A 24,820-nucleotide genomic window follows, 5' to 3' on the forward strand; every position below is an offset into this window, starting at 1 on the left:
ACGGGGTTAAAACCATTAAAAACACCTATATAATCACAAAAGAACAAAACAAGTACAAAAACAAACGGGCAAAGCCGTCGAAAGCCACGTTCTGCAAATACAGGCGCGCACCGCCGGAGCCAGGTCAGCCCTCATGCATCAGAACCTCCCGGTGGACCAGCACCGGGACGGACTTGGCGGCGGGGGTCTTGCTCTCCTCAGCATATTGCCAGAGCGGGATCAGTGCATTGCACTCTGGATAATAGGCGGCAATGGTGCCTTCGGGGATGTCATAGTCGATCACCTGCAAGCCGCCGACACTCCGTGACACGCCATCGTCCGTGGCAGCGGTCAGCCGGACCAGCTCGTTCTGGGCAATCTGGAACCGCATCCGGTCTTTGGGGTTCATCATCACGATCATGCGGGAGTGATGAATGCCACGCAGCCGGTCGGCATCGCCGTAGATGGTGGTGTTGAACTGATCGTTCGAGCGGAGCGTGATCAGGCGCAGGACGCCGGGATCGCTGCCGCTAGCAAAACTGGCGTGCAGAGCCGAGGGTGTCTTGAAATTTGCCTTACCGGTGTCGGTCTCCCAAATGCGTTGGCGGGCGGCCACAGGGCGCGGGAAGCCCCCCGGCAGATCAAGCCGGGCGTTGAAGCCGCGAAAATCATCGGGGAAGACCGCCTCAATCTCGTCGCGGATCAGCGCGTAATCCGCCACCCATAGATCCCACGGCACCGAAGGGTTTTCCGGCAGGGCGGCTTTGGCAATTCCGGCCACGATCGCCGGTTCGGACAGCAGATGCGGGCTGGCCGGACGGTATTTCCCGCGGGAGGCATGGATGCAGGTGGTGGAATCCTCCATTGTGACAATCTGCGGGCCGGTGGCCTGTTCGTCGATCTCGGAGCGCACGAGGGTCGGCAGCAGATAGGTGGTGCGGGCGGTGATGAGATGCGTGCGGTTGAGCTTGGTGGCGATCTGCACCGAAAGATCGAGATCTCGCCATTTGCGTTCCATCAAGTCGCGCTCGGGGATGGCGCGGATGAAATTGCCGCCCAGCCCGACAAAGGCGCTGACCTTGCCGGCGGCGATGGCCTCGCAAGCCTCGACGGTGTTCATGCCGTCTTCGCGCGGCGGGGCGAAACCATAGCGTTCCGCCATCTTGTCCAGCGGCACGAGTTCGGTTTTTTCGGCAATACCCACCGTGCGCTGGCCCTGAACATTCGAATGCCCGCGCACCGGACAGATACCTGCTCCCGGCCGCCCCATATTGCCGCGCATCAGCAGCAGGTTGATCAGCATCTGCACGGTGCCGACGCCCAGCTTGTGCTGTGTCAGGCCCATGCCGTAGATCGCGATGACCGACTTCGCCTCGGCATAGGTCCTTGCGGCCGCCTGTAGCGCGTCGCGCGGCAACCCGCAGGCGGCTTCGATATCGGACCAAGCGGTGCCGCGCACCATCGCCTCAAATGCCTCAAACCCATGCGTATGGGCGGCGATGAATTTGTCGTCGAGAACGTGCGCTTCGCCCGCGGCCTGTGCAGCATCATCCCAGGCGAACAGCGCCTTGGCCATGCCGGTCATCACCGCAATGTCGCTGCCGGCGCATGGCTGGTAATATTGTGTTGCGATCGGGGTGGCCTTGTTGGTCAGCATCTGGCCGGGCCGCTGCGGATTGACAAAGGCTTCCCAGCCGCGTTCGCGCAACGGATTGAACACGACGACGGGCACATCGCGTTCGCGCACCTCCTGCAGCGTGTGCAGCAGGCGCGGCGAATTGGTGCCTACATTCTGACCGAAGGACAGGATGCAGTCCGTTTCCTGAAAATCCTCGAGCAGGACCGTGCCAACCGGGGTGCCGATGCTTTGCGGCAGCGCCACCGAGGTGGTTTCATGGCACATGTTGGAACTGTCGGGCAGGTTGTTGTTGCCGTAAAGCCGGGCCAGCAACTGATACATATAGGATGTCTCGAGGGCGGCACGGCCCGAGGTGTAGAACACCACATCCTTGGGCGAATAGCGTTTCAAATGCGCGCCGATATCGTCGAAAGCTTCTGCCCAGGACACCTCGACATAGGTGTCGCTGCCGGCGTCATACCGCATCGGATGGGTCAGGCGTCCCTCGTTTTCGAGGTCATGGTCCGTCCAGTTGAGCAGGCCGGAGACTTTATGCTTCGCGAAAAACTCCGGCGTTGTGCGCTTTGCAGTCAGATCCCAGAACGTCGCTTTCGCCCCGTTCTCGCAAAATTCGGCCAGATGGGGTTTTCCGGGCTTAGCCCATGCGCAACTTGTACACATATAGCCGCCGGTCTTGTTGTGAGAGCGCATCAACCCGGCCCCGCTCGACACTGCGCCCTGCTGGACCGAATGTTTGAGCAATGACTTGAGCGATCCCCATCCGCCGGCTGGCTGGTCATAGGGTTTGTGGCTGGCTCGATCTGTCATGGCTCTCTCCGGCTTGAGTTCTCTGTGTAAAGTCCCGGCTATCCCGGATGTTCCCGCCATGTGGCAGCACCGGGCGAGGGACGTTGACCGGGTTGCCGCGGGTTGCCGGACGGCTCCTAGCGGCTCAGATAGTAGCCCGCGATTGCGGCGAGGATGATCGCAGCGACAAGAAGGAGCTTAACCCTTCCTCGTCCCTGCCGGCCGTCAAGTTCATGCTGGCGTGCCGGTCCCTCTTTCAGCTCTTGCTTGCGTGCCATGGTGACTTGCTCTGCCGTTGGCGGGTTTCCGGCTGCTTCATCATCGGTTCCAAGCGGCGCTGCTGCAGGGTCAGGGAAAGACACTTTATCCGCAGTCTGACCGTGGTCGATCTCATCGCGGAGTTTTGCGGATGTCACAGGTTCTTTCATCGCTCCCTTCCTTCGTTTCCGGGATCAAACCTTTGATGCACGAACATGTTCCTGGCCGGCGGGTTATCTGGAGCGATCTATCCCCTCACCGGTCATGCCGGGAGCGAGGGACGCAGTGTTTACAAGGGACTGCTAGTCAGGCAGCAACTCCTCTCCCCCCTTGAGGGGGAGAGGAGCGCTGCGGCGAAACGAAGGCCCAATCCTCCTCCGTGCGTCCAAAGTAAACATTGCCTGCTTCCAAGGATGATGCCGCGTTGGCGAGCGCATCCAAATGGCGATGCGCCCGCCAGGGCCATGAGAGGCGGCCCGCTCATGGCTGCATGGCGGAGATGGGATCGTTCAGATCCGGGCGCCGCCGGTCGCATCAATCATCTGGCCGGTCGTCCAGTGCGCGTCGTTCGATGCGAGGAAGGCGATGACGCCGGCGATGTCCTCCGGCTTGCCGACACGTGAGAAAACCGAGAGGGCCTCAGCGCCGGCGCGCGCTTCGGGCGATGCCAGCCACTCGGCATTCATGTCCGTTTCCGTCACGCCCGGCAGCACGGCATTGACCGTAATTCCCCGAGGGGCGAACTCAGGTGCCAGCGCCAGTGTCAATGTCTCCAGCGCTCCCTTGGAGGCCGCATAGGCCGGATGTGTCGGCGCTGCAATCCGGGTGAACCCGGTGGACACATTGATGATGCGGCCATTGTCACGAATATGATCGGCCACTGCTTGGATCAGGAAGAAGGGCGCCTTGTAATTGATGGTCATAACCTCGTCGAAGGCGGCTTCGCTCGTCTGCTTCAAGGGCAGGGCGGGCGCGATGCCGGCGTTGTTCACCAGAATGTCGAGAGCGGCGGAACCCGTCTCGGCACGTGCGGCCTCGCTGAACTGTGCCCAAAGGCGATCGGCCGCCTCCTTGCCCTCCCGCAAGTCAGCCTTGACACCAACCGCCTTCACCCCGAGCGCCTCGATGTCGCGAAGCGTGGCATTGGCCGCATCGGCATTTGCGGTATAGTGCAAGCCGATCAGAGCGGCGCCTTCCTTCGCGAAGGCAAGCGCAACCGCCCGGCCGATGCCGCGTGAACTTCCAGTGATGAGGGCTATCTTATTTTCAAGTCTCTTGGTCATGAATCGCTCCGCTGCTAAATTAAATAGCAGTCGCTACAATAATGGCGTGGCGACTCCTGTCAATAAATTAATAGGGATCACTATTTAATGTCGAATCCAGTTCGCAAACGGGGCAGACCGCGCGCGCTCGATCGCGACGTGGGCCTCGACATCGCGGCTCGCTTGTTCTGGGAGCGTGGCTATGAAGGGACCTCAACCGCCGATCTCACGAAGGCCATGGGGATCAATCCGCCGACACTTTACTCCATGTTCGGCTCAAAGGAGGCGTTGTACCGTCAGGCGCTGGAGTTCAGCATCGCCCGTGAAAGCAGCCGGCGGCTGGCGATCTTGGCGTCTCCTCTTCCAGCTTACGATGCCCTCAGGCTGTATCTCTATGATATCGCTGATGGAGACACCCAGCCCGGCAAGCCGCGAGGTTGCATGGTCTCGACGGCCGTTCTGCAGCATGCGGAAGAAAACGCATCCGTCGCGCAGATGACAGCGGCCTTGCGGGAAGCATCGATGCAGATCCTCAAAACCCGCTTTGACCGGGCCGTCGAGGAACGTGAGCTGCCTGTTGAAACCGACACCGATACGCTGGCGCGCTTTTATGGTGCGATTATCCAAGGCATGTCGGCACAGGCCTGCGATGGCGCTTGCAATGCCCGGCTGAAGCGGCTGATCGATCTCGCACTCACGGCCTGGCCGGGGAGCCGTGGCACCTGAAGAGGAGCCTGGCCCGAGATAACTGTCGAGTTCTATCGCGGCCGCGTGCCGCATCAAAGTCAGACCGATGTCTGGATCGAACTTTTTGATGACAATCCCGATGCTGCCCTGGCCAGCCTGGGAAGCCCGCGGCGTGATGAGCTAGAGCCGCTGACCGGTGTCTCAGGCCTCTGGACCTCGGATCCTGCGGGAACGGTCATCCTGCTGCGTAAAGACGGGACGCCTTGAGGCTCAGCGATCCGTCACGCGCGCAAAGCTCACGTGGAGCCCTATCCGCGCCACTGGTCCGGAATGGCTACCTTTTGCAAATGGCTGAGCAGATAGGCATGGGCGGAGGGGGCGGCGGCGATGAGGATGCCGGAGCGCTCATAGTGTTCGGGCCCTCTGCCCCACCAGTCGGTTACAATGCCGCCTGCCTCCTGAATGAGAAGGATGCCGGCGGCCGTATCAATGAAGCCGGTCTGCTCGAAATAGCCGCTGAAACGGCCACTGGCGACATAGGCGCAGCAGTTGGCCGCGCTGCCGATGACCCGTACAGCGCCAATTGGCGCGCGGATCGCATCGATCCGGTCATAGGCTCCGGGATAGAGGCTCAGGCCCGGTGCCGGAAGCCCCGTGCCGATGACCATCTGGCCGGTGTCCGCATTGTCGCGGATGGTGAGCTTCTCGCCATTGACGAAGGCGCCGCCGCCGAGGACGGACGTGAACATTTCACCGGTTACCGGATTGTAGACGAGACCGCACAGGGTTCTTGCGCCCTGCCGCAAGGCGATGGTGATTGTATAATCCATGCCATTGAGGAAGTTGGTCGTTCCATCGATCGGGTCCACCAGGAAGCGGCATGCCGTGCTGGCGCCTTCGACAGAGGGAAACTCCTCACCGGTGAAGCTCCAGTCCGGATAACGGCTCAACAGGTAATCGCGGATCAGGATCTCGGATTGCTCGTCGGCAATGCTGACGAAATCCCCTGGCCCCTTCACCCCGATGTGGAGTGTGCCGCGCTTGTGGAAATAGCCGAGGGTCAGATCTCCCGCGAGGCGCGCGGCTTCTTCCATGTCTGCGAGCACCTTGCCCGCCTCGATCGTCTGCAAGCCGGTACTCATGCCAGGGCCTCGTAAAGTTTTTCGGGGTCGTCCGTGGTGATCTGATCGGCATTCAATTCGATCAGACGGCGGGCCGCCGCGATTGTCTCTGCCTCGACCGTCCGGATCGTCCAGGCATCAACCTGGCGGCCGGCGGCTTGTACCGCCGCGATCAGATCCGCACCTGCGGCATCGGCTGCAAGCACCAGCTCATAGTCCAGATAGATCATCGCTGCATCCGGTGCTGCCTGAAGGGCGCGGGTGATGAAGCTCATGAAGTCCTGCACGCTCTTCAGGCCATCAAGCACACCGGGATAGGTCGGGTCGTAGCCGGTCTTCAGTCCCGGCGTCCGGGCGGCAAGCAGGGCAACGGCGCCGACATCACCACCGGAGAGGATCAGCCGGGAGGCAACCGGTCCGGCTGCCTGCGCAAAATTCGCGGCGGTGCGCTCATCCAGGCAAGACAGGTCTTCCTTGAAATCGAGCTGCAGCAGGGCGTCAGGATGGGCGGGCGCGCGTGCCAGCAGGCCGCAGAGATCTTCGAGAAGCATCACGGTCTCGCCAATCGGCGCGCCATTATTTCCCCTGAGTTCCAGGCTGCGCAGGACTGCGGCACTGGTGTCACGCACCAGTCCGGTCCCCGTGGTGCTGCGTGCCAGATCCAGATCATGCAGGATCGCAAAGCCGCGATCAGCATGCACGACGAGATCGACCTCGACGCTGGCGCCAAGCTGCATGGCTTCCATGATCCGCGAGGCCGTGAACTCCGCATCCGTTCCCTTGCGGCGGGCCCTGTGCCATTTCAGCCGGGTGCGGTGGCCGTTGGTGCCGATGTAAAGCGGGTCAGCCATGGGCCGTTGTCCTGTAGATCTGCCGTTCGTTGCGGAAGGCTGCAAAGGCCGAGGGCCTCAGGCCGACAGTCTGCCCTGCCGCGAAGTGATCGGGTGCCGGAACCATGGCTTTCAGCCGGGTGCTATCGGCAAGGACCAGATCGGCAAGGCCATGGGTGCCGAAATCGGTGATGCGATGGATCGTCGCCGGCCCATTCGCGTCTGCGGCAAGGCCAAGGGCTTCGGGCCGCACGGCGAGGGTCGCAGGACCGTCTGCCACCGGCAGCGGCACGCTGAGATCATCATGCATGAACTGGCCGTTGGCCACGACGCCTTCGATGAAATTCATGGAACCGATAAAGCCGGCGACAAATGGCGTCTGCGGGTTCCGGTAGACCACGTCCGGCCGGTCCGCCTGCTCGGTCCGGCCATTGCGCATCACGACAATCCGGTCGGCCATGGACAAGGCCTCGTCCTGCCCGTGAGTGACGAAAAGGGTGGTGATCTTCAGCCGCAGCTGGATATCGCGGACCTCCTCGCGCAGGCGTTCGCGCAGGTGCTGGTCGAGACTGGCGAAAGGCTCGTCGAGCAGCAGGATCTTGGGCTCCAGCACCAGGGAACGCGCCAGCGCGACACGCTGCTGCTGCCCGCCTGACAGCTGTGTGGTCATGCGCTTGCCATATCCGGCGAGACCCACCAGTTCGAGCACAGCCTCGACCCTGTCCCGGATCTCCGCCGCAGGCATATGCCGCAGCTTCAACCCGAAGGCCAGATTGTTGAAGACATTCATATGGGTCCAGAGCGCATGGCTTTGAAAAACCATCCCCGTGGGGCGCCGCTCGGGGGGAATCCGTGTCACGTCTTCACCGTCGATCGCAATCACGCCCGCGCTCGGCCGCTCAAATCCCCCAACCATGCGCAGCACTGTTGACTTGCCGGAACCGGAAGGCCCCAGCAGGCAGACCAGTTCGCCATCGGCGGCTTCAAGCGAGAAGCCGTCCACGGCGGTGGTTCCGCCGGGGAAGACCTTGGAGATGCCGTTTATGCTGAGAACAGACATTGTTTTTTCCCGAAAGAACCGTTCAGCCGCCGAAGCCGCGGGCGAAGGAGGCGCCTCCGATCACCCGGCGGGCGAACATCAGGGCAATGAAGGACGGAACCCAGAGCATGACCGAGAGCACGGCGCCGAACTGGATCACCATCTGGTTGTTGATGAAGCTGATCATCAGCACCGGCATGGTGCGGATGCCGGGGGCGCCGATCAGCCAGGCGCCCTCGGTTTCATAAAAGGTGCTGACAAAGGTGAGGAGCAGGGCTGCTGCGATCGTCGGAGCGGCCTGGGGCAGGGTAACCGACCAGAACACCCGGAATGGCCCCGCTCCAACATCACGCGCCGCTTCCTCCATGCGGCGGTCCACCGCCTGGAAAGCCGCAACGGGAATCCAGATCATGAACATCAGCGTGTTGACGAGCTGGATCAGCGCCACGCCCCAGAAGGTTCCGATCAGGTCGAGCTGCAGGAAGATCGCCGCAATCGCGACCAGCAGGCCGAATTTTGGAAAGGCGTGGCCTGCGAGAAACGAGAAGAACAGGATGTTCCTCAGTGGAAAGCGCATGCGGGCAAAGGCATAGGCCGCGGGCAGGCAGATCACTGCCGATGCGAGTGTCACGACTGCCGAGAGCGTGAGGCTGAGCCGCAAGGCATTCCAGACATCGGAGCGGTTCAGCGTTTGCTCCCAGAAGCGAAGCCCGAATTGCTGAGGCATGACGCTCGGATAGCGCCAGACTTCGGTGAAGGCCCAGACACCGACGACGAGCAGCGGCAGGACAACGGCAATCGTCAGAAGGACGGCGAAGAGAAGGCCTGTTCCATCGAAGGGCGCACGCGGGGCGGTCAGCTTGCTCACGGTCGTCTCACTTTCCCTGGTTGCGGGCGACGGAGCGCACATAGAAGAGCCCGAAGACGAGGCAGATGCTGAATGTGATGACGGCCTGGGTAATGGCCGCTATCGGGTCATTCAGGTCACGGAAGGTGCGCTGCATGAAGGGGCCCATCATTTCCGGGGACGCGGGTCCCAGCAGATAAGGCAGGGTGAAGGCGGAGAAGATGCCGAGGACTGCGAAGGAAAGAGCCACCAGAATGGAATTTCCGATCCGCGGCAGGATGATGTGCCAGAACACGCGCAGGCGGTTTGCCCCCACATCCCGGGCCGCTTCGATGGCCATGTTGCTGACGGACCCGAGCCCGGACAGAAGGATGAGCACGGTCAGGGGGATGTTGTCCCAGACAAGGCCGATGACCGGTCCCCATGGCGTCAGATAGGGCGTGCGGATTTTCGGCAGTCCGGCACTGTTCAGCAGAAGATCCACCATGCCGTTGGGACCCAGAACACGGATGAAGGCATAGGCCAGGATGATCGATGGCACGAACATCGGCAGGATAGCGAGCGCCTGCACATAGGCGGCGGTCCGGCTGCTGGCGAAGCGAAGGTACAGGGCGATCGGCAGAGACACGGCGAGAAGCAGTGCCGCGCAGACGCCCGTGGTCCAGAGCGTCAGCGACAGGTTGTTGAGGCTGTAGGCATCGGAGAAGAAGAAGATGTAGCTCGACAGGTCAAAGCCCATCTGCCCATCGGCCTGCGGACGCCAGACGGTCCGCCAAAGGGCGCTGAAGATCGGCCAGATGACGAGCCAGCCTGCGAGGAACACAGGCACGGCGACGAGCAGGAGGCCGGCTGGCCCCCTGCTTGCCGGATGGATTTGCCGGACGGGCACGGTCTGTCCGCTCACTGCTGGCGGTTGATGTTCGGTGCCACGTTGCGGTACCAGCCGTCATTGACGGCGGTTTCCCAGGCGCCGGCCGGGAAGGTCGGGATGGAAGCCGGGATGATGTCTGCAAATTTTTCACGCAACTCAGGGGAAACATAATCCCAGCTGACACCGGGGAAGCCGCCGAGTTCGGTCAGGATGGCGCTCTGGATTTCTTCGGTCAGCACAAAATTGGCAAGCGCGAGGGCCGCATCGCGGTTGCGGCCATTGGCAAGCACCACGGCGCGTGAGAAGTTGCCGCACAGGGCCAGATCCTGCAGCTGCACGATGCCGGTCGTTTCCGGCAGCACGCCATTGTCAATGGCCTGCAGCACCTGGTCCGACCAGACCGGCGTCATGGTGACCACGCCCTGAGCCAGCAACTGGATCGACTGGGTGTTGCCCGAGGAATAGGCGCCGTTGTCATAGAGCGAGGGGGCAATGTCCGTGAGCAGGTCCCAGGCCTTGCCCAGAGCTTCGTTGCCGAAGGATTCCGTGTAATTGTCCACCCGGAAAGCCTTGGGATCGAGGCCGTTGGCCTGGTGGATGGCGCGGCGGACAAAGTTGCCGCCGGAACCACCCTTGTCCGGACGGTTATAGACGAACTGGCCCGGATTGGCCTTGATCCAGGAAACCAGCGCATCCCAGGTCTTGGGAGCGTCAGCCGGGGACAGCTTGGCGGTGTCATAGGCAAGAAGAACCTGCGAGCCGCGATAGGGCAGGCTGTAATCGCTGTCGATCGCCAGCGGGTTCACCTTCGCATAGTTGGCCAGCCCTGCTTCCTTCATGTTGACATAGAGGCCGGCCTCGATCGCGCCAAGCGGAAGGCGCGGATCGGCATGCTCGAAATAGTCAGCCTGCGGATCGGTCTGTGTCTGCATTGCCGCGATTGCGCGCTCGGCAATGGCCTGGATCCCCGAGTTGTCGCCGGCATCGACGAGGTTCAGCTTCACACCCGCATGCGCGGCCTCGAAGGCCGGCTTCACGATGTTGGTCCAGAAATCGAGAATGTTGCTGTCGGCACCGGTGTACCAGTCGATCCGCCCTTCAGCGGCGAAGGACAGTTTCGGCAGCAGCATCATGCCGGCGGCGGAGCCAGCGGAAGAGATCAGAAAGGCGCGACGGTTCATTGTCTTCTCCAATGGCGGCCAGGCAGGAGCACCCGGCACGTGCCGGCGGTCAAACAAACGAGAGGCGGCACAAGCGCCGTTTACGGCAGCCGGCCGGCGCTGCCGTTCGCTCTCCATGAGCCCCGCCCTTCCGGCCCGGAAAGGAGAAGCACCGGCTGCCATCAGAACGGGTTTCTGCATGGCAGGACACCTGACTGCACATGAGTGCAATATGTCCGGCTCCGGCGGTGACTGCCTATCGCGCCAACGCAACGCTTTCATGACAAGATGGCTTTGCACATGTGTGCAAGAACTGGTTCGTCCGCCGGTCTTTGACGGGACTGGCGCGTCAGAAACGGGTCAAGCCCGTGCAGCGCCTGAATAATTTCAGGGCGTGATGGGGCGGCGCCATAAGGCTTGGTGTCCTGCGCGAGGCATGGAAATCCTGGTGTCAGGCTGGTTTTGCCCGCACGGAACGGCGCCAGACCGGGAGCGGTTCAAAGATGGCGGCGCCACCGCTTTGTCTGCCGCGCAATGGTTCAGGCAAAGGTTTAGGCAATGGCTCGGGCAAGGTCAGCAGATCCACCACATGGCCCGCCATGCGGTCGAGCGGCTGTTCAAAGGTCGTAAGCTGATAGGCTTCCCAGCCCGCCTGTTCGATATTGTCGAAGCCGATGACGCACAGGTCTTCCGGGATCTTCAATCCAAATTCCTGGCGGGCGCCGTCCATGAAGCCGAGGGCGAGCAGATCCGTGACACAGAAGACGCCATCGGGCGAGATGGAGCGGGCAAAGACACGGCGGGCCGCTTCATAGCCGGAACGGTAGCCTGTCGGCCCCGCCTCAAAGACGGTGACCTCGAGGTTGCAGGCAGAGGCGGCGGCGGTGAAACAGCGCTCACGGGCAAGCAGGCTTGGCGTGCGCGCCTGCGACGTCAGGAGGCCAATTCTCCGGCAGCCTGCGCGCCGGAGCAGGAAGAGGGCTTCTTTGGCTGCCATCCCATTGTCCACGCCGACATTCTGGGCGCCGTGCAAGCCATCGTCGCGGTTGATCAGCACGACCTGCTGGCCGTTGGTGAGCGCCGTATGGACCAGCGACGAAGAGGGGGTGCCGGACAGAACCACAGTCGCATCGGCTCTGTAATGCAGCGTCAGCTTCAGGGCGCGCCCGACGCTTTCCTCATTGCTCTCCGTGTTGATCACCATGGTGATCTTGCCTGCGGCCTGAAGCTTGCGCGTCAGGCTTTCGAGCATTCCGGCGCGCACGGGCGTCGTCATGTCCGACACGATCAGGCAGACGATGTTGCTGCGCTCGCGCAACTGCCGGGCCAGGTGATTGACGTGATAGCCAAGGGCTTCGGCGGCTTCCATCACCTTCCGGCGGGTTTCCTCCGAAACGCTGGCGCCGTCGGTGAAGGTGCGTGAGACCGCTGACCGCGACACCCCGGCCCGCTCGGCAACCATCTTTGCGCTGACAAAGACCTTCGGATTGACCTCGCGCATGGTTGCTCCCGCCCAGAAAATCACCGGTCCTTGCGCCAGGCAATCAAACCTGCGCGCGGCTGGACCTCCCGGCACCTGACCCAAAACCGGCGGTCTTTGCAAGTGCGATCAAGGGTGCCGGGATAAGCGCCGCAACCGTGTGACACGATTGCGGCGCAGCGTCTTGCGGGCGGCTTGCCCTCAGCTCCACTGCGATGTGGCGGGGAGCCAGAAGACTTCGGAGGCGGAGTCTTCGGAATCGAGCCACAGGAATTCGCAGTCCGGATAATCCTCGTCGAGAATGTCGTGGTCCTCGCCCATTTCGCAGAGCATGCCGCCTTCCGGGTTGAGGTGGGCGCGGCACTCCTCGATGATGCGGCGCACCAGATCGAGCCCGTCACCACCGCCGCCGGCCAGCGCCATCTGCGGCTCGTGCAGGAATTCGCCCGGCAGCACCTCCATCACCTCCGGCCCCACATAGGGCGGGTTGGTGATGATGAGGTCATAGGTCTTGCCCTTGACCGGGGCAAAGAGGTCGCCCTGCAGCAGCGTGATGCGGTCCTCAAGCCCGTGATCGCGCACGTTCTCGGCCGCAAGGCTCAGGGCCTCGGGCGACAGATCCACCGCATCTACCGCGGCATTGGGGAAGGCATAGGCGGCAAAGATGGCGAGCGAGCCGCCGCCGGTGCAAAGATCCAGAACGGACGTCACCTCATAGGGATCGCCGATGAGGCTCTGCGCAGGCTCCGAGCCGTCGAACAGCGGCGAGCGCAGGAGTTCGGCAATATAGGAACGCGGCACCAGCGCACGGGCGTCGGACCGGAACGGCAGGCCCAGCAGGTAGCTGCGGCCGGTGATATAGGCTGCGGGAAGGCGCTTTTCGATGCGCAGGGCCAGCCGCTCGCCCAGCAGCGTCTTTTCCCGTTCTGTCAGGCGCGCATCGGCAAAGGCGTTGAAGTCGTCAACCGGCAGGTTGAGGCTTTCAAGGATCATGAACACCGCCTCATCCACCGCCGTTGCCGAGCCGTGACCATAATAGAGCCCCGCCTCCTGAAAGGCACTGACGGCAAGCCTCAGTGCATCGCGCAAGGTCACCATCCCGGCCATCTCGCGGCGCAGGTCCGGCCTGGTCAGTTCGGCAAAGGGGGCATTCAGCGGGGTGCCTTCGGGCATCTGGATATCCTTGATGTGAGGCAGGCCAGCACCGGGCGCAGGCCTTGCAAGAGGTTGCCCTGCTCTAGCGCATTTCGGGGGGGAGGGGGAACCGGTTTCCGGTGGGGCCTGTGAGGGGCGCTCCGCCTCTCCGCCGTCACCCCGGGCGGAACGCAGTGGAGATCCGGGGACTACTCGTTTGCTGAGAGATGCCATTCTCTCAAGCTGTGTGGCAGGTCATTGACCCCTATATGCTTCACCACTTCATGCCGGTCATCTGCGCTCTGGAAGCGAGTGGTCCCCGGCTCGAAGGCCGGGGTGACGGCCGAGGGGGCGGAAAGACTGCACGTACCTGACAGGTCCCGGCACAAGGCCGGGACGGTGCGGAGCGTGGGGCGGGGAAACCCGGGAACCGATAGGAAATGAAATTTTTTCATTTTTAATTCCGCCACGAAATTTCTGTTGCCGCCTCCCATGCCCTTGATCGCCAGCAAAAACCGTTTAATCCTGTTGCATCTTTCGCTGCTGGAGGGCGGCGGGTGGGAGGGTGCTTTGCGCACAGATGAAAAAATATTTACGCCCGTAGAGGGTGACGCAACGGCTGCGCTGCAGGCGGCGATGGAGGCGGCTGCGGCAAAGGGCGAGGCGCTGCGGCTGGCTGCAGGACGTTATGCTTGCGCCGGGCTGAAGCTGCCTTCGGGGCTTGATCTGCGTTTCAGCGCCGGTGCCGTGCTCGTTTTTGCCGAAAGCTACGAGGCCTATGCGGCCAATGAGGTTGGCATCGAGGCGGAGAAATCCAGCCGGGCGATGATCACGGCGAAGGATGCCACGAATATCTCCATCACCGGCCCCGGTCTCATCAGTGCGCCGGGATCTGCCTATGTGGCGGGCCGTCTGGAGGATATGGGCACGCTCATTCCCGCCGCCGCCCGCCCGCGCGTGATGGTGCTGGAGAACTGCAAGGGCGTGACGTTCGCAGATTTTTCCGTCGAAGCTTCGCCCATGTGGACGCTGCATTTCGTCGAGTGCGAGGGCCTGCGTATTTCGGGTCTGTCGGTCACCAATGATCTGGAAATGCCGAACACCGACGGCATGGTGTTGGATGCCTGCCGGGATGTGCATGTGGAACGCTGCCGCATTTCCACGGCCGACGATGGCATCGTGCTGAAGACCAGCGCCCGCCTTGATGGCGCCCCTGCCGGTGCCTGCCGCGATATTGTCGTGGCCGATTGCGATATCGAAAGCCGCAGCTGCGCGCTGAAGCTGGGCACGGAAAGCCACGGCGATTTCGAAAACATCGAGTTCCGCGACTGCCGCATCCTCGGCTCCAACCGGGCGCTTGGCATCTTCTCGCGCGATGGCGGCAAGGTGCGCAACATTGCCTTCCGCCGCATCGGCCTGTCCTGCGAGGAAACGCCGGAAGGCTTCTGGGGCTCGGGCGAGGCGGTGACCATCACCGTGCTGGACCGCCGCCCGCTGGGTACGCCCGGCGGCAAGGCTGCGGGCGATGTGCGCGATGTGGTGTTCGAGGATATTTCCGGGCGCATGGAAGGGGCGGTGAACCTCATCGCCGACAAGCCCGGTGCCATCTCGGGTCTGCGGCTGTCGCGCATCCGTCTGGTTCAGGCTGACGGGGCCTGGCGCGGCCATTATTACGATGTGCGCCCCACCGCCGCCGATCTGGCCCCTTCGCCGGATGCTGCCGGGCGCGCCAATGCCTGGGTGATGGGCGCCGATGGCAAGGTTATCGGCCTCGTGCCCTATCCGGGCGGCATGCCCGGTCTTTATGCCCATAACGTGGAAGGGCTGGTGCTGGAGGATGTGGTGATCGAGCGCCCCTTGCCGCTGCCGCAGGGATGGCATGCGCAGGAGCAGGTTGTTGTCTCCGATGTGCCCGCCGTCTGGTCTGTCTACGGTCTTTGAGGAGCCCTCGTGAGCAAGCTGATCCGCAAGCTGGATCATCTGCTGTCGCGTTTGCAGCAGAGGATCTATACCCGCACCGGCCACGAGGTGGCCTTGCGCTATTGCGCCGGGTCCTCTGAAACCCGCGCCGCCCTTGTTGCCTCCTCGCGCGAAGACTGGACGCCGGTCAGCCGCGATCTCGTCTGGGGTGAGCCGGATGGCTATTACTGGTTCGGCGGCGGCATCACGCTGCCCGATGAGCTGATCGGCCAGCGCCTTGCCGTGCATGTGGAAGCGGCCTTCGGCAGCGTCATGGGCCGGTCCGATCCGCAGTGCCTCGTGCGTGTCAACGGCCGCATCGTGCAGGGCGTTGATGGCAACCACCGGGAATTTCCGCTGACCGAGGACGCCCGCCCCGGCGAGGCCTTCGATATCCTCATCGAGGCCGGAACCATCGAGGACCGGCGCCAGCTCGGGTTTGCCTGCCATCTGGTGCGCCATGACCTTGATGTTGAGGAAACCTATTACGATCTGCGGGTGCCGCTCGATGTGGCGCGGCTTCTGGCGGAGGATGATCCGCGCCGCTCCTTCATCCTGCGGCAACTGGATGCGGCGGTGGATGCCATTGATCTGCGCCCCGGCAACGAGGCTCGCTTCCGCGCTTCGCTGGCGCTTGCCCGTTATCACGCGGGTAAAATTTATGCGGCTCAGGATTTCGAGCAAAAGCCCGTCATCACCGCCACCGGCCACACCCATATCGACGTCGCCTGGCTGTGGCGGGTGCGCGAGACGCGGCAGAAGATGGCGCGCTCCATGGCCACGGCCATGACGCTGATGGACGAGTTTCCCGACTATCAGTTCATGTACAACCAGTGCGTCCTGCTCGACTATCTGGCGCAGGATTATCCGGAACTGGCGCAACGTATCGCCTCCCGCGTTCAGGAGGGCCGTTTCGAGATCGAGGGGGCGCTCTGGCTGGAGCCGGATGTGAACATTTCCAGCGGCGAGTCGCTGGTGCGGCATATCCTTTATGGCGTGCGCTATCACGAGCAGACCTATGGCGTGCGCCCGCGCATGGTGTGGCTGCCGGACACCTTTGGTTATTCCGCCGCCCTGCCGCAGATCATGCAGCGGGCGGGGCTGGACACTTTCGTCACGCACAAGCTGTCGTGGAACGACACCAACCGCATGCCGGAAGAAAGCCTGTTCTGGCAGGGTATCGACGGCACGAAGGTGGCCGCCTATTTCCTGACGACACAGCCATATGACTCCAAGAGCATCGGCACGACCTACTGCCCCAACCTGAAGCCTACCCATGTGATGGGCACCTGGCGGCGGCACGGGCAGCAGCATCTCAGCAAGGAGCTGTTCCTCGTCTATGGCCATGGTGATGGCGGCGGCGGGCCGACGCGGGAGATGCTGCACAACATCCGCCGCATGGAACGCGGCATCCCCGGCTGCCCGAAGGTGGAACATGCGCCCATGCGCCCCTTCTTCGAGCGGCTGCTGAAGCGCATGGCGGACAATCCGGAGAACTATCCCACCTGGGTGGGTGAACTCTATCTGGAGTTTCACCGCGGCACGCTGACTTCCGTTGCCCGCAACAAGCGCAGCAACCGGCTGGCGGAAACCGCGCTGCGGGAACTGGAGCTGCTGGCTGTTCTGGCGGCGCAGTATGGCGTGGCCTATCCGGCGGCAGAGCTGCGCCGTCTCTGGGACATCGTGATGCTGAACCAGTTCCACGACATCCTGCCCGGCTCTTCCATCGGCGCGGTCTATGAGGACAGCGATGCAGATTATGAGCGCCTGTTCTCGGCTGCGGATGAGCTGAGAACCCGTCTGCTGGCGGTGCTGCCGGGTGAGGGGGCGCAGGTGTTCAATCCGTCGGGCACGGCGCGCAGCGGGCTGGTGATGATGCCGGATGCCGGCGGCCTCATTTCAGGTCAGGCTATCGTGCATGCCGATGGTTCGGCGGCTCATGCGGTGCGCGTCGAGGCCCTGCCGCCGCTGGCGCTTGCCGGCCTGGAGGCGCACACGGCTCCAGCGCCGCTGGACGGGCTGGAAGTCTCGCCAGACAGGCTTGCCAATGAGCATGTCGAGGTGCTGTTCGATGAGGCTGGCCGCATGGTCTCGCTCCTCGACCGCAAGACCGGACGCCAGGTGCTGAAGGCGGGCGCGAAAGCCAACCGGCTTCAGGCCTTCCGCGACATGCCGGCCGAATATGATGCCTGGGACATTGATGCCGATTTCGAGGATCAGGTCTTCGAGATCGACGATCTTGTCTCGGCAGAGGTGGTGGAGCGCGGACCCTTGCGGGCGGCCATCCGGTTTGAATGGCGGTATGAATCCTCGCGCATCGTGCAGGTCATCTCGCTGGAGGCGGGCGCCCGGCAGGTGGAGGTGGATTGCTTCATTGACTGGCACGAGCACAACACGCTGGTAAAGGCCGCCTTCCCGCTGGCGTTCAACACGGCGGCCATTGATGCGGAGATCCAGTTCGGCCACGTGCGCCGCGCCACCCACCGCAACACCTCCTGGGACAAGGCCCGCTTCGAGTGTTCCATGCAGCGCTGGATCGATGTCAGCGAGCCGGATTTCGGGGCCGCTTTCCTCAATGATTGCAAATACGGCTATGACGCGATCGGCAGCGATGTGCGCCTGACGCTGCTGCGCTCGCCCACCTGGCCCTGGGCAGAGGCCGATCAGGGCGCGCATCACCTGCGCTATGCGGTGATGCTGCATGACGGGGACAAGGTGGCAGTGCACCAGGCGGCGGAAGCCTTCAATCTGCCGCTGCGTTTCGTTCCCGCTGCGGATGCTGCCGCTGGCGGCTTTGCTGCCCTGCCTTTCACGCTGGAAGGCGATGGTGTCTGCATCGAGGCGGTGAAACAGGCCGAAGAGGGCGATGCCATCATCCTGCGCCTGTGGGAGGTTTCCGGCACCCGCCGTAAGGCGCTGCTGCGGCTGGACCCAGCCATCGCCGCCGTGTCGCGCACGGACCTTCTGGAGCGTGAGCCTGAAGCCCTGACGGTGGAGGAGGGCGCTGTCAGTCTCTCCCTTGCGCCGTTTGAAATCCTGACGCTCAGCCTGTCGCGGAGCGCTCTTGCCACTTCTTCAATGCCGAGCCTGACATGACCCAGCCGCTGCACGAATTCACCCGCCGCATCACCGAGTTTCCGGAAGGCGAAAAGTCCTTCATCGAGATCCCTTTCACGGTGGATGACAGCATCGAGCGGATCGAGGTCAGCTATGTGTTCCCGGCCGGCAGCGGCGGCAGCGTCATCGACATTGGCCTTGCCCAGAACGGGCGCATGCGCGGCTGGTCGGGCTCCGAGCGCGGCCATGTGCATGTGGCAGCTGACAGGGCGACGCCGGGCTATGATCTTGGGGCCTTGCCGGGCCGCTGGGATGTGGTGCTGGGCATCGTGAAGATCGGCCCCAACTGCTACACGGACCTGCGCGTGCGCCTCGTGCCCAAGCGCAGGACATGGCTGGTGGGCGACATTCACAGCCATTCGGAACATTCCGACGGCGGCGTCACGGTGCTGGATGCGATCCACCGCGCCCGCGCCTCGCGGCTCGATTTCGTCGCCATCACCGACCACAACACCGTGTCGCAAAACATCATCCGCCCGGATGATCCGGACATTCTGGTGATCCCGGCGATGGAACTGACCTCATTCTACGGCCACACCAATTTCTTCGGGCTGGAGCGGCCGGTGGAGGACTGGCGCTGCCGATCGCCGCAGGATGTGGCGGACAAGATGGCCGAAGCCCGCTCCAAGGGCGCAACGGTGGTGATCAACCATCCTTTCCAGAACTCCGATGGCGGGCGCTGGCAGGCAGGCTTTGATGTGGCCTTTGATGCCATGGAAATCTGGAACGGCAACTGGACGCCGATGAACCAGCAGGCCATTGATTTCTGGCAGGAACTGCTTTGTGCAGGACGCCGGATTCCGGTGACGGCGGGCAGCGATTTCCACCTCAAGAACCGCCGCCGCCATGGTCACCCATCCAACCGTCTGCTGGCGGAAAGCCATACGGTCGCGGGCATTCTGGAGGCCATCCGTGCGGGGCGCAATGTGGTGGCGGCAGGCCCTGATGACCGCATGGCAAAGCCTGCGGACGAAGCCGGGCCGCAATTCGGCGAAGAAACAAGGGCCGGGCAGAAACTGGCCACCAGCTTAACCGGCCTTGCAGCCGGAGACGAGCTGCGGGTGATCACGGACAAGGGCGTCGTGGAGGCTTTGTCCCCGGACGGGGCCACGTTGACCCACGAAACGGCTTTCGCCAGCCGGTTCCTGCGCTATGAGATCTGGAATGGCGGCGAGCCGCGGCTCTTCACCAATCCCTATTACGCAGGCTGAAAGCCGCACGCGCTGCTGTGTGCTCTGGGAGGAGCTGGCATGGAGAAGAAGACGCCGGGCAAGGTCGGCATCAAGGATGTCTCGCAGGAGGCGGGCGTTGCGCTCAGCACTGTCTCGCATGTGCTCAACGGCACGGCGCCGATCAGCGCCGAGGTGCGCGCCAGGGTGCTGGATGCAGCCCGCAGGCTGGGGTATCTGGCCAAGCGCCAGCAGAAGGGGGCGATTGCCTCGCTCTCGACGCTCTATCTCGCGGTGCCCAACGCCAATCTGCCGCATGTGAACACCAACCTCTTTTCCTGGACGATGCTCTCCGGCCTCACACGGGAGTGCGAGCGCCGGGCCATCAAGCTGGTGCCGCATGCCAGTGAAGGGGATCTGAGTGCGCCGGAGATCATTGCCGGAGCACGCGCCTGTGGGGCCGATGGCATCATTCTGGTGCACGACCACACGCCACGCCTGATCAAGGGGCTGGCCGCGTCCGGCATCGCCACGGTGCTGCTCAATGGCGATGATCCCTCCATGTCCATCGACACTGTGGTGCCGTCCAACCGCTATGGCGCGCGGCTTGCGGCGGAGTGGCTGCTGTCGCGCGGGCATCAGCGCATCCTGCATCTTACCTGGCATGGCCGCAGCACCATCCGCCGCCGCCTAGACGGGGTGCGAGATGCCCTGCTGGCCCGGGACCTTTCGCCCGAGGCCTGCGAGGTGCTCTATGCCGATGGTTATGAACCCGGTCACGGGGAGGCGGCGCTGTCACGCTTCATCGCAGCCCGGGGAGGCTTGGGCGGCAATACGGCCATCTTCTGCGCGGCCGACAATCTCGCCATCGGTGCGCTCAATGCGTTGCGCGCTGCCGGGATCAGCGTCCCCGGGGAGGTCAGCGTCATCGGCTTTGACGGTGTGACCATCGGCGAGCTGACCACGCCGCCGCTGGCAACCGTCCGGGTGCCGCTGGACCATCTGGCCGCGGCGGCCGTTCAGACGCTCGAGAACCGCCTTGCCGTGCACGCACCCGATTTCCCGCCCGTCCGGATCGAACTGGCCTGCCAGCTCATTATCCGCGAAAGTGCCAGGGAAGCTTCGAGTAAATGAAAATATTTTTGTTCTTGAAATTGTACTTTCAATGCGGGATCGTCTCCTTCGTCAAGTTTATCAGAAGCTAATCTGCTGTGTTGATGGTTGCGCTTCTGGCTCTGGGAGGAGATTGATATGGGGGTTCGTAAAAATATTTTCACTTCACTGGCGGTGATCTTGCTGGCAGGCTCTGCCATCAGTTCCGCCCATGCTTTCCAGGAAGCGCCGATGCTGGAAGCACTTGTGAAGGAGGGCAAGCTGCCGCCAGTGGATCAGCGCCTGCCGGAGACACCGGCGGTGATCGAGGCGGCTGAGGTTGGCCAGTATGGCGGCAACTGGCAGCGCGCCTACAAGGGGCCGGGCGACCGCTGGGGCCCGACCAAGCTCATGGAAGAGCGCGTGGTGAAGTGGGGCCAGAAGACCGGCGGCCCGCTGGAACTGGTGCCGGGCTATATCTCGTCCTATTCGGTCAGCGAGGATTCGCGGGAGTTCACCTTCTCCCTGCTGAAGGGGCTGAAGTGGTCGGATGGCGAGCCGGTGACCACGGAAGACGTGCGCTTCTGGTATGAGGATGTCTATCTCAACAAGGACATTCTGGCCGAGATTGACCAGACGCTCGCCCCCGGCGGCAAGCCGATGAAGCTGGAGATCATCGACGAGCAGACCTTCAAGGTCAGCTTCGAGGATCCTTATGTCTATTTCCTTGAAATCCTCGCCAAGGATTCCACCGGCAACCCGAGCCTTGACCGCCCGAGCTTCCTGTTTCCGAAGCACTATCTGAAGCAGTTCAACAACAAATATGCTTCGGAAGAGGAGCTGAAGGCGGCGGCTGCGAAGTTCGGCGTCGAAAAGTGGAGCGACCTGTGGGGCTCGCGCGGGGCGGCAACCGCCTGGTGGCAGAACCCGGATCTGCCGGTGATCACCGCCTGGAAGATCGAGACCCCGGCTCCGGCCGAGATCGTGACCATGGTCCGCAACCCCTATTATTACGCCGTCGATCAGGCCGGTAACCAGCTGCCCTATATCGACCGCATCACCCACAAGCTGTTCAACGATCAGGAAGCCTTCAACCTGATGATCGTGCAGGGCCAGATCGACATGCAGATGCGCTATGTCGAGCCGCAGGACTTCACCTTCTACAAGGAGAACGAGGCCAAGGGGAATTATACGGTCCGCCGCTGGACGCAGGCTCAGACCTGGGCGCTGGTGCCGAACCTCACCGTCAAGGATGAAGTGCTGCGCGGGCTGTTCGAAACGCCCGAAGTCCGGCAGGCACTCAGCGTTTCCATCGACCGTGAGACGGTGAACGAGCTGATCTTCTCCGGCCTTGCCGAGCCCCGTCAGGCCTCTCCCGTCACCGGGTCGCCGAATTTCGATCCCGAGCTGGAAACGCACTGGGCCGAGTATGATCCCGATCTGGCCAACGAGCTGCTGGACAAGGCCGGTCTCGACAAGCGCGATGCCCAGGGCTTCCGCCTGCGCCCGGATGGCAGGCGCCTGTCCATCGTTGTCGAAATGCAGCATGCCAATGGTCCCAAGACCATGGAAATCATCGCTGCCAATTTCAAGGATATCGGTGTCGAGCTGCTGCCGCGCATCATCGACCGGACCCAGTGGGACGCGAACCGCGACAACAATGACTTCCAGATGCAGTGGTATCCCTTCGACCGCCTGTCGGTCGTGGCGGCTGACCCGCGCATCATGATGGGCAATGATTCCTACGCCAACCAGTATTACATCTGGTACTCGACCAAGGGTGCCTCGGGCATCGAGCCGCCTGCAGATCACGCGATCCGCAAGCTCTTCGAGGATTGGGACAAGGCGGCCAAGGCTGCGAGCCGCGCCGAAGCCGATGGCGCACTCAATGACCTGATCAAGACCTTCGTCACGCAGGGCTGGGTCATTGGTGTGGTCGGGGAACTGCCTGCCATCACCATCGTGAAGAACAACTTCATGAACTTCCCCGATGACCTGATCGAGGATGACATCACCCGCGGCATTGGTCTGGGTGTGACCCAGCAGATGTGGATGAAGCAGTAGCATCTGCGGCTGCAACGTTCAGACCGGCGCCCCCGATGCCGAAGGGCAGGGGGTGCCGGATCCGGTCAATCTGAAATCCTGTTCCCGCCCGCGCGGCGTACTGCCTGCTTCCACCCCGAGGCTGCGTGCGGAACTGGAGGGTGTTCATGCTTGGTTACATCTTGCGGCGTCTGGCCTGGGCCGTGCCCACGCTGATCTTCGTCTCCTTCATCTCCTTCCTCATCATCCAGCTGCCGCCGGGCGATTTCGTCACGGCCTATGCGGCGCAGCTGCGCAATGGCGGGGAGTACATCACCGAGGCGGAAGAGGCGATGATGCGCGCCCAGTTCGGGCTCAACGATCCGCTGCTGGTGCAATACTGGCGCTGGATCTCCAACATCGTCTTCTACGGCGACTTTGGCCGGTCGCTGGAATGGAATGCGCCCGTCAGTGACCTGATCTGGGACCGCCTCGGGCTGACGCTGCTCATTTCCACCCTCAGCATGATCTTCACCTGGCTCATCGCCATTCCGGTCGGAGTCTATTCGGCCACCCGGCAATATTCCATCTTCGACTATGTGTTCACGGTCTTCGGTTTTCTCGGCAAGGGCGTCCCGGATTTCCTGCTGGCGCTGATCCTGATGTGGACCGCCTTTGTCTGGCTCAACATGGATGTGGGCGGGCTGATCTCGCCGCAGTTCGAAGGAAAGCCCTGGGATCTGGCCAAGATCATCAACCTGCTGGAACACCTCTGGATTCCGCTGGTGGTGCTGGCCACGGGCGGTGCAGCGGGACTGATCCGCGTCATGCGCGCCAACATGCTGGACGAGTTGCGCAAGCCCTATGTGGAAACGGCTTACGCACAGGGCTTCACCGAGCGCACCGTTGTCTGGCGCTATCCGGTGCGCGTGGCGCTCAACCCCTTCATCTCCACGGTCGGCTGGGCGCTGCCTGCGCTCTTTTCCGGCGACGTGATCACCGCCGTGGTGCTGAACCTGCCCACCACAGGCCCGCTGCTGCTGCAGGCGCTGAAGATGCAGGACATGTATCTGGCCGGCAGTTTCATTCTCATTCTCAGCGTCTTCACCGTCATCGGCACGGTGGTGTCCGACATCCTGCTTGCGCTGTCCGATCCGCGCATCCGGTTTGCATGAGGAGCAAGGCCATATGACCCAGACCCTCGATCAGACGCTGTCGACCACGCCCGCTGAAATGCCGGTCCTGCCCCCGCTTGCCCCGCGCGAGGAGGTGATGGGCGGAGAGCTTTCGACCGCGAAACAATGGACGCTCATCTGGTGGCGTTTCCGCAAGCACAGACTGGCGGTGGCTTCGCTCGTCTTCATGGCAGTGCTTGGCGTTCTGGCGCTCTTCGCCGATTTCGTTTCGCCCTACCGGCCGGAGACGATCAGCCGCCTCAACACCTTTGCCCCGCCCAACATGGTGCACATCTTCCATGAAGGCAGCCTGCACCGGCCCTTCATCTACCCGCTGGAGCGCAAGCGCGATCCGGAAACCGCGCGGGTGATCTATCAGCCCAACACGGAAAAGCCGCTGCCCATCCGCTTCTTCGTGGAAGGGGAAAGGTATCACCTGCTCGGGCTTTACGAGACGCGTGTTCATCTCTTCGGCATCGATGACCGCAAGCAGCAGATCAACCTGCTGGGCACCGATTCCCTTGGCCGCGATCTCTTCACCCGGCTTCTCTATGGCGCCCGCGTCACCCTGTCGGCCGGTCTCATCGGCGTGGCCTTCGCCTTCATCCTCGGCCTCGCGCTGGGCTCGATCTCTGGCTATTACGGCGGCTGGCTTGACGCCGGCATCCAGCGGCTGATGGAGTTCATCCGCTCCATTCCGACGATCCCGCTGTGGATGGGCCTGGCGGCGGCGCTGCCCATCGCCTGGGACCCGCTGTTCGTCTATGTGCTGATCACCATCATCCTGTCGCTGATCGGCTGGACGCATCTCGCCCGTGTCGTGCGTGGCCGCTTCTTCTCGTTGAAGACGGAGGACTACGTGCTGGCGGCAAGGCTCGCGGGTGCTTCGGAGTACCGGATCGTCACCCGCCACATGCTGCCGGCCATGACCAGCTACATCATTGCGGCTGTCACGCTGGCGATCCCGGAGATGATCCTGGGTGAAACCGCGCTCAGCTTCCTGGGGCTGGGCCTGCGTCCGCCGGTCGTCAGCTGGGGCGTGCTGCTGCAGGACGCCCAAAACCTTCGCACCATTTCCCTGGCCCCCTGGCTTCTGGCCCCGGGCGTTGCGGTCGTGCTCGTTGTCCTCGCCTTCAACTTCATTGGCGACGGCCTGCGCGATGCCGCCGATCCTTACGGCCACTGAGGGGGAG

The 24,820-nt window shown here is 62.8% G+C and carries 19 protein-coding genes; 8 read left to right on the forward strand and 11 right to left on the reverse strand.

From position 1 onward, the window contains the following. Nucleotides 1-124: 124 nt before the first annotated feature. The 3 genes from ACVNHC_RS23845 to ACVNHC_RS23855 all read right to left on the reverse strand — a co-directional run bounded on the left by ACVNHC_RS23845 (nt 125) and on the right by ACVNHC_RS23855 (nt 3,945). The gene (locus ACVNHC_RS23845) at nt 125-2,425 is read right to left on the reverse strand and encodes an FdhF/YdeP family oxidoreductase (RefSeq protein WP_457169818.1); all 2,301 of its coding nucleotides are present in this window, start codon (nt 2,423-2,425) and stop codon (nt 125-127) included. A gap of 116 nt (nt 2,426-2,541) precedes the next feature. Continuing rightward, nucleotides 2,542-2,832 carry a hypothetical protein gene (locus tag ACVNHC_RS23850; RefSeq protein ID WP_457169819.1) on the reverse strand — a complete coding sequence of 97 codons (291 nt, stop codon included), beginning with the start codon at nt 2,830-2,832 and terminating at the stop codon, nt 2,542-2,544. 339 nt (nt 2,833-3,171) lie between these two features. Then, nucleotides 3,172-3,945, reverse strand: coding sequence for an SDR family oxidoreductase (locus ACVNHC_RS23855; RefSeq protein ID WP_050472286.1), 774 nt, complete (start codon nt 3,943-3,945; stop codon nt 3,172-3,174). Between the two features lie 87 nt (nt 3,946-4,032). Here ACVNHC_RS23855 and ACVNHC_RS23860 point away from each other — a divergent pair, with 87 nt between their 5' ends. Next, nucleotides 4,033-4,650 carry a TetR/AcrR family transcriptional regulator gene (locus ACVNHC_RS23860; protein WP_123195252.1) on the forward strand — a complete coding sequence of 206 codons (618 nt, stop codon included), beginning with the start codon at nt 4,033-4,035 and terminating at the stop codon, nt 4,648-4,650. A gap of 269 nt (nt 4,651-4,919) precedes the next feature. Here ACVNHC_RS23860 and ACVNHC_RS23865 read toward each other — a convergent pair whose 3' ends face one another. The 8 genes from ACVNHC_RS23865 to prmB form a co-directional block, all read right to left on the reverse strand. After that, nucleotides 4,920-5,753 carry an inositol monophosphatase family protein gene (locus ACVNHC_RS23865; RefSeq protein WP_244293664.1) on the reverse strand — a complete coding sequence of 278 codons (834 nt, stop codon included), beginning with the start codon at nt 5,751-5,753 and terminating at the stop codon, nt 4,920-4,922. After that, nucleotides 5,750-6,583 (reverse strand): glycerophosphodiester phosphodiesterase, encoded by an 834-nt coding sequence (locus ACVNHC_RS23870; RefSeq protein WP_457169820.1) that lies wholly within the window; start codon nt 6,581-6,583, stop codon nt 5,750-5,752. The genes ACVNHC_RS23865 and ACVNHC_RS23870 overlap by 4 nt, the downstream gene beginning before the upstream one ends. After that, nucleotides 6,576-7,622, reverse strand: coding sequence for an ABC transporter ATP-binding protein (locus ACVNHC_RS23875; protein ID WP_050472290.1), 1,047 nt, complete (start codon nt 7,620-7,622; stop codon nt 6,576-6,578). The genes ACVNHC_RS23870 and ACVNHC_RS23875 overlap by 8 nt, the downstream gene beginning before the upstream one ends. A gap of 22 nt (nt 7,623-7,644) precedes the next feature. Next, the gene (locus ACVNHC_RS23880) at nt 7,645-8,511 is read right to left on the reverse strand and encodes an ABC transporter permease (RefSeq protein ID WP_050472291.1); all 867 of its coding nucleotides are present in this window, start codon (nt 8,509-8,511) and stop codon (nt 7,645-7,647) included. Then, on the reverse strand, nt 8,477-9,352 hold the full coding sequence (locus tag ACVNHC_RS23885; protein ID WP_050472293.1) for an ABC transporter permease: 876 nt from the start codon (nt 9,350-9,352) through the stop codon (nt 8,477-8,479). Before ACVNHC_RS23885 ends, ACVNHC_RS23880 begins: the two co-directional genes overlap by 35 nt. Continuing rightward, nucleotides 9,349-10,500, reverse strand: coding sequence for an extracellular solute-binding protein (locus ACVNHC_RS23890; protein WP_457169821.1), 1,152 nt, complete (start codon nt 10,498-10,500; stop codon nt 9,349-9,351). The genes ACVNHC_RS23885 and ACVNHC_RS23890 overlap by 4 nt, the downstream gene beginning before the upstream one ends. A 430-nt stretch (nt 10,501-10,930) precedes the next feature. After that, nucleotides 10,931-11,980 (reverse strand): LacI family DNA-binding transcriptional regulator, encoded by a 1,050-nt coding sequence (locus tag ACVNHC_RS23895; RefSeq protein ID WP_457169822.1) that lies wholly within the window; start codon nt 11,978-11,980, stop codon nt 10,931-10,933. 180 nt (nt 11,981-12,160) lie between these two features. Continuing rightward, entirely contained in the window at nt 12,161-13,132 is a 972-nt protein-coding gene (prmB, locus tag ACVNHC_RS23900) for a 50S ribosomal protein L3 N(5)-glutamine methyltransferase (RefSeq protein ID WP_374630177.1), read from the reverse strand. A 531-nt stretch (nt 13,133-13,663) separates the two neighbouring features. On the opposite strand from prmB, the gene pglB reads away from it, so the two are divergent. From pglB to ACVNHC_RS23935, 7 genes are all read left to right on the forward strand, one after another. Continuing rightward, nucleotides 13,664-15,034 (forward strand): polygalacturonase PglB, encoded by a 1,371-nt coding sequence (gene pglB / locus ACVNHC_RS23905; protein ID WP_457169823.1) that lies wholly within the window; start codon nt 13,664-13,666, stop codon nt 15,032-15,034. A gap of 9 nt (nt 15,035-15,043) precedes the next feature. Next, the gene (locus ACVNHC_RS23910; RefSeq protein WP_457169824.1) at nt 15,044-18,148 is read left to right on the forward strand and encodes an alpha-mannosidase; all 3,105 of its coding nucleotides are present in this window, start codon (nt 15,044-15,046) and stop codon (nt 18,146-18,148) included. Further along, nucleotides 18,145-19,380, forward strand: a complete 1,236-nt coding sequence (locus ACVNHC_RS23915; protein WP_457169825.1) for a CehA/McbA family metallohydrolase — start codon at nt 18,145-18,147, stop codon at nt 19,378-19,380. The genes ACVNHC_RS23910 and ACVNHC_RS23915 overlap by 4 nt, the downstream gene beginning before the upstream one ends. A gap of 39 nt (nt 19,381-19,419) precedes the next feature. Next, complete coding sequence (locus ACVNHC_RS23920; protein ID WP_122522222.1) at nt 19,420-20,472, forward strand: LacI family DNA-binding transcriptional regulator; 1,053 nt, start codon at nt 19,420-19,422, stop codon at nt 20,470-20,472. A 117-nt stretch (nt 20,473-20,589) separates the two neighbouring features. Beyond that, nucleotides 20,590-22,494 (forward strand): ABC transporter substrate-binding protein, encoded by a 1,905-nt coding sequence (locus ACVNHC_RS23925; RefSeq protein ID WP_457169826.1) that lies wholly within the window; start codon nt 20,590-20,592, stop codon nt 22,492-22,494. A gap of 146 nt (nt 22,495-22,640) precedes the next feature. Beyond that, nucleotides 22,641-23,627 (forward strand): ABC transporter permease, encoded by a 987-nt coding sequence (locus ACVNHC_RS23930; protein ID WP_050472530.1) that lies wholly within the window; start codon nt 22,641-22,643, stop codon nt 23,625-23,627. 58 nt (nt 23,628-23,685) lie between these two features. Then, nucleotides 23,686-24,813 carry an ABC transporter permease gene (locus tag ACVNHC_RS23935; RefSeq protein WP_457169846.1) on the forward strand — a complete coding sequence of 376 codons (1,128 nt, stop codon included), beginning with the start codon at nt 23,686-23,688 and terminating at the stop codon, nt 24,811-24,813. Nucleotides 24,814-24,820: the final 7 nt, after the last annotated feature.

This window comes from Pannonibacter sp. Q-1, from assembly GCF_054073275.1.